Source organism: Halobacillus sp. BBL2006, from assembly GCF_000786645.1.
Lineage (GTDB): Bacteria > Bacillota > Bacilli > Bacillales > Halobacillaceae > Halobacillus.
Genome location: NZ_JRNX01000085.1, coordinates 1 through 5,541 on the forward strand (window position 1 = coordinate 1; position 5,541 = coordinate 5,541).

General features: G+C 38.7%; 8 protein-coding genes. 5 read left to right on the forward strand and 3 right to left on the reverse strand.

The genetic code is table 11. The annotated features are described in order from the left end of the window. Positions 1–276: ABC transporter permease (locus LD39_RS03240; RefSeq protein ID WP_035542855.1), on the reverse strand; the 276-nt coding region annotated here is incomplete at its 3' end. After that, positions 273–1,337, reverse strand: a complete 1,065-nt coding sequence (locus LD39_RS03245) for an ABC transporter ATP-binding protein (RefSeq protein ID WP_035542857.1) — start codon at positions 1,335–1,337, stop codon at positions 273–275. The genes LD39_RS03245 and LD39_RS03240, both read right to left, overlap by 4 nt. Positions 1,338–1,625: 288 nt before the next feature. Here LD39_RS03245 and plsY point away from each other — a divergent pair, with 288 nt between their 5' ends. From plsY to LD39_RS03265, 4 genes are all read left to right on the forward strand, one after another. Further along, positions 1,626–2,207, forward strand: a complete 582-nt coding sequence (gene plsY / locus LD39_RS03250) for a glycerol-3-phosphate 1-O-acyltransferase PlsY (protein WP_035542859.1) — start codon at positions 1,626–1,628, stop codon at positions 2,205–2,207. 171 nt (positions 2,208–2,378) lie between these two features. Next, complete coding sequence (gene folE2 / locus LD39_RS03255) at positions 2,379–3,311, forward strand: GTP cyclohydrolase FolE2 (RefSeq protein ID WP_035542860.1); 933 nt, start codon at positions 2,379–2,381, stop codon at positions 3,309–3,311. A gap of 11 nt (positions 3,312–3,322) precedes the next feature. Then, positions 3,323–3,550 (forward strand): membrane protein insertion efficiency factor YidD, encoded by a 228-nt coding sequence (gene yidD, locus LD39_RS03260; RefSeq protein ID WP_035542862.1) that lies wholly within the window; start codon positions 3,323–3,325, stop codon positions 3,548–3,550. Positions 3,551–3,674: 124 nt separating this feature from the next. Beyond that, complete coding sequence (locus LD39_RS03265; RefSeq protein ID WP_035542865.1) at positions 3,675–3,962, forward strand: HesB/YadR/YfhF family protein; 288 nt, start codon at positions 3,675–3,677, stop codon at positions 3,960–3,962. Between the two features lie 60 nt (positions 3,963–4,022). Here LD39_RS03265 and LD39_RS03270 read toward each other — a convergent pair whose 3' ends face one another. After that, on the reverse strand, positions 4,023–4,283 hold the full coding sequence (locus tag LD39_RS03270; RefSeq protein WP_035542867.1) for a stage VI sporulation protein F: 261 nt from the start codon (positions 4,281–4,283) through the stop codon (positions 4,023–4,025). A 214-nt stretch (positions 4,284–4,497) separates the two neighbouring features. On the opposite strand from LD39_RS03270, the gene LD39_RS03275 reads away from it, so the two are divergent. Continuing rightward, the coding region (locus LD39_RS03275; RefSeq protein ID WP_035542869.1) for a cytochrome P450 at positions 4,498–5,541 on the forward strand (1,044 nt) is incomplete at its 3' end.

The window sequence follows — 5,541 nt, forward strand, 5'->3', positions numbered from 1 at the left end:
TCCATAAGCAGTTAACGCGATGATCGCTGGTGTCTGACCGATGCCGAATAATGGAATAAGAAAAGCTAAAACCGCTAAACTCGGAATGGTTTGCAAAACAGCGGTTACACCTATGATCGGCTCAGCTACGCGTTGATAACGGGTCAATAATAACCCTAAGGGCACTGAAATCAATGTAGCAATCACTAAAGCTATAATTGAAATCTGCAAGTGTTCCCATATCTTTTCCCATAATACGTCTTGTCTTTGTGTAAATACGTCAAGAAAAGCACTCATTTCTGCACCACCCCGTTTTCGCTTGTGTTCTCTTTCAGGTGCAGCACAATGTCTTTATAAGTCAGAGTTCCGATCAATTGCTCTCCTTTAACTACTGGAAGTAATGGGTAGTCCTTTTTCTCAAAGACAGTAATGGCTTCTTTTAAGATCATTCCATTAGATAATGACGGAAAATCAAATGTCTCACCGTCCTGGACACAGGTTGTATATATTCCTTTTTCATCTTTTAGAGCATAAGCACCTGAGTCAGGAACTTGGTTTGCCTCCCAGTCAGAAATGGAGTAGATTTGACTTTTCGTTTGATCCATAATTACATCCACAGCCGTTTGCCACGGTGTTTTTCTACTTCCAATGAAGTCTTTTACGAAAGAATTCGCAGGATGGAGGATTAAGTTTTGAGGTGTGTCAAGCTGAACAATTTCTCCTTCTTTCATAAGGCATACTCTGTCACCTAGCGCCATCGCTTCATCCATATCATGAGTTACAAAGACGATCGTTTTTTGAATTTCCTGTTGAAGCTTGCGAATATCACTCTGAAGCTGCTCACGACTTATCGGGTCAAGAGCACTGAATGGTTCGTCCATCAGAATGATATCAGGATCTGCAGCCAAGGCACGTATGACTCCGACACGTTGCTGCTGCCCTCCGGAGAGCTCACTTGGTTTACGCTTCCGGTGTTTCTTTGAATCTAAACCGACCATGTCCATCAGTTCATCAATTCGTCTCGATAAATCCTTCTTTCCCCATTTTTTCATCTCAGGAACAATCGAGATATTTTCCTCAATTGTCATATGTGGAAACAGCGCAATTTCCTGCAATACATAACCAATATTCCAGCGTAGTTCGTGAATGTTATATTCTCGAATATCCTTATTATGTATGGTAATCGTCCCTTCTGTTGGTTGAATGAGACGGTTGATCATCTTCATTGTTGTTGTTTTTCCGCAACCACTCGGTCCGATCAGCGTCAACAGCTCCCCTTCCTCTACTTTTAAATTAATGTTTTGCAGAGCTGTCGTGCCATCAGGATAGGTTTTGGTTACGTCCTTAAAGGTGATCATCAACTTCCCCCTTTTGCTAAAGTTATTTAGATCAATAGTATATAACCAAATTTCCATAATTCGAAACATTTAGCGAAGATATGACACGAAAAATAGCCTTGTAACCAGGCTCTAAATTGGTATAATAGGAGGATGTTGCGGTGGTTTCCCTTGTTCTCAAGCTTTTTTGGCATTAAATTGAGAATTTGAAATCTATTTACATAGAACAAAAACAGGAACATGATCTAATGTTCTTTACTAGAAGAACTCATGATAAACTAGAATAAAGAAGTTAAGGAGTTGAGCTAATTGGAATACATTTTATATAGCCTTCTCGCCTATTTATTAGGCTCAATACCGTCAGGCTTAATCGTTGGTAAAGTGGGCTATGGTGTTGACATAAGAGATCATGGGAGTGGAAATTTAGGCGGAACCAATACATTCCGAGTACTAGGCATCAAAGCTGGACTATTAGTAACCACTGCAGACATCCTCAAAGGGACGCTCGCAGCTGCTCTTCCTTTCTTTTTAGGTGCAGATGTCATCACCCTGGTCGTTGGAATATTTGCAGTAATTGGTCATATGTATCCACTTTTTGCTGGGTTTAAAGGTGGAAAAGCTGTAGCTACCTCAGGAGGAGTCATACTAGGAGTCAATCCAATCATTTTCTTCATACTGTTATTATCCTTTTTCATCATTTTATATATTAGTAAATATGTCTCACTCTCCTCTATGATTACCGGACTCGTTGGAATTGTTGCGACAGTAATAGTTAAGGATTACGGACTGACGATCGTCGTTTCCGTATTTACGATTTTCGTCATTTACCGCCACCGTTCGAATATTAAACGTATTATGAACAAAACTGAACCTAAAATTACCTGGATGTAACAAGATAAGCCCGCGCATCTTGCACGGGCTTTATTTATGGATAATTCTACTGTTTGGATGCCACTCTAAGGTTATGAAATGGAGCACATTTCGAGAAGCATTAAATTGTATAATTAAAGGTACATATTGTATACTTTGACGTAGAATAAAGGCCTGAAAGGAGTCTTTGCTATGAATAAAACTGAATTGAATCACAACAAATCACTACCAAGTAAGGAAGAGCGACATAAATTATTCGGCTCTGTCGAACCAGGTCCAAAAACAAAACCTGTTGATAAAAAAGGCATGGCTGATTTACAAAATTCAAAGAAAGATTTTCTTTTTGATATTGATATGGTTGGGATATCAAATGTAAAGCACCCAATTCGCATCCCCAGTCAACTAAATCCTGAAATTCAAACAACAATCGGAACATTCTCCTTTGGTTCATCTATTGCTCAAGGGAGCAAAGGAACGAACATGAGCCGTTTTACAGAACAGCTTGATCAGTATCACAATGAAGGATTTGCTGTTGATATATCCACTATGAAGGAGTTTACGGAAGAGTTATCAGGTCGGTTGAAACAAGAGAACGCTGAAGTAGAAGTTTCTTTTCCTTGGTTTTTTGAGCGCAAAGGTCCTTACTCTGATCTTGCAGGAATGAACTATGCAGACGCAACGATTCGAGTAGAATATCATAAACAAACCGGACATGACGTTACCGTTTCCTTAACTGGAAAGATTACAACATTGTGCCCTTGTTCAAAAGAAATCAGCGAATATAGTGCACACAACCAGCGCGGGAATGTCACCATGACAGTTAAACTGACGGATGACTTTAATGAGCAGGAAATTGATTGGAAAGCAGCACTGCTTGAAGCAGCTGAAAGTAACGCCAGCGCCCGCATCCACCCTGTTTTAAAGCGCCCTGATGAAAAAATGGTAACTGAACAAGCATATGAAAACCCTCGTTTTGTTGAGGATATTGTAAGACTTGTGGCGGCTGATCTATATGAATATACTTTTATAGAATCATTTACTGTTAAATGCAGAAATGAAGAATCCATCCACCTTCATGATGCTGTAGCATCATTGAGTTATGACAAAAAACAAGAAAATGAGTAAAGGGTGATCTCGTGAAGTATATCATGATTACCTTGATTCAATTTTACAGGAAGGGAATCAGCCCTTTCTTCCCTCCTTCCTGCAGGTTTCAACCGACTTGTTCTGAATACGGATTAGAGGCATTTCGCCGATTTGGTTTTTTCAAAGGGGTTTATCTCACAGTGAAACGCATTTCCAAATGTCATCCTTTCCATAAAGGCGGGTTTGACCCTGTGCCAGAGAAGCAGAACAAAAAATGAAAGACATCCTAAACGATTGTTCGTTTAGGGTGTCTTTCATTATGCTACGCGAGATGTTTATGATACAAAAAATAAGGAAACAACATAACAACATGATTAATCGAAACGAACAGGAGCTGAGATTATGAATTTAACTGTATCAGAAGAAGCAGCCAAATGGTATGAAGATGAATTAGACGTAGAAGGAAAAGCAAATCTCCGCTTTTATGTGCGTTATGGAGGTGTAGGGGGGCTTCAGCCAGGGTTTTCATTAGCCATCAAGTTTGAAGATCCTCAAGCACCTATTGCAGAAACGAAAGTCGGAAATATCACATACTTTGTTGAAGAAGATGACGAGTGGTATTTTGATAATCATTCTTTGAAAGTCGAACTAGATGAAAAATGGAATGAACCTGATTTTCAGTATGAATAAGCGAAAAAAAGACGTCCAAGAACCTTTCATTCTTGGACGTCTTTCATTTAAATGAACCTACTATTTTTTCTTCTTACCTAACATTTTTTCAATAGAAGAAAAGTCTTTTGGCACTTTACCACTTGTGATTGTCTTTACGAGCATATCCTCTTTCTGCTTAGATACGGGTTTATTAGCCAGCTTTGATACTTTCTTGATGACGTCTCTCACCGTTTTTTCATCCTGGAAATCTGCATACTTCAATGAATTAGCAAGTTTCATAACATCTTCCATCTTGACCCCTGTCTTCTTCTCAATATTCCCAAACATGTTAGAAAACATGATCCATCTCCTTTATATAATAACCTATTGTTATCCTATGGAGGAAGTGGAATCTATGTATAAACGGATGTCCCATTACCTAGTGAATTTTTTGAAAAATAATCTCTTTTGCTAATTAATATTCACTAGTTTTCCATATATTGTTTGTGAGTTTATCGCTTGTTTTATATAATTGAAGAAACCAGTCAAAAGGAAATACATAGGAGGAAATGTAATGGATCATATGGAGAGAATTTATCAGTCTAATTTTAAAGAAAATGTCTACCCATTCTATAAACATTTACGTGCAGAAGACCCTGTCTTCGCTATGTCCTCTCAAAACAATCAAACGACATGGATCATCACGAAACACGACCATGTGAAAGAGATGCTCAAAAGTAAGAGTTTTTTGAAGGATCAGACAAAAATTTTTTCCAGCCAAACTCATGAAAAACAGGAAGACGACGGTATAAATATCTTTCAACATATGATGCTTGATGTAGACCCTCCCGATCATACACGTCTGCGTAAACTGGTCCAACCTTACTTTAACCCGAAAACAATTAAAGAACTAAAACCGCGAATCACAGAAATTGCTGATGAATTAATGGCCCAAATGAATCAAAAAGAAGGTCCTGTCGATCTTATTGATGAATTCGCCTTTCCTCTTCCTATTATTGTCATTAGTGAGCTTCTCGGAATCCCATCCGAGGATCGGAATAAGTTCAGGAAGTGGTCCAACACTATTGTTGCAGCTTCTGATGAGTTTCAAACGGATTTTATGGAAGATGTCGAGGCGTTCACAGATTATTTGACCCAATTGTTTGAAGCAAGAAGAGAAAATCCAGCAGACGATTTTATATCAAACTTGCTGCAGACTGAGGAAGATGGGGAACAGCTCAACCGTGACGAATTGTATTCAATGGTGGTCCTATTGATCATCGCCGGTCATGAAACAACTGTGAACTTGATTTCAAACACGATGTATGCATTATTTGAGCATCCTGAACAGTTGGAAAAATTAAAAAATGATCCTTCATTAACTACAACAGCTATAGAAGAAGGTCTTCGATATTATAGTCCGGTTGATTTCACAACCGCACGGTGGTCTGAATCTGACTTGGAATTTCATGGAAAGACAATTAAGCGTGGAGACTTAGTATTAGCCTCTCTTGCTTCAGCCAATCGTGATGAAGAGAAATTTGATACATCAGATAGATTTGATATTACTCGTAAGCCTAACCCGCATGTTGCTTTTGGTTTCGGGATACATTTCTGT

What these genes read in the sequence shown, in the direction of transcription:
- folE2 (WP_035542860.1), top strand. Translation starts at nt 2,379, where the DNA reads ATGAATAAAACTGAATTGAATCACAACAAATCACTACCAAGTAAGGAA.
- LD39_RS03270 (WP_035542867.1), bottom strand. Translation starts at nt 4,283, where the DNA reads ATGTTTTCTAACATGTTTGGGAATATTGAGAAGAAGACAGGGGTCAAG.
- LD39_RS03245 (WP_035542857.1), bottom strand. Translation starts at nt 1,337, where the DNA reads ATGATCACCTTTAAGGACGTAACCAAAACCTATCCTGATGGCACGACA.
- LD39_RS03265 (WP_035542865.1), top strand. Translation starts at nt 3,675, where the DNA reads ATGAATTTAACTGTATCAGAAGAAGCAGCCAAATGGTATGAAGATGAA.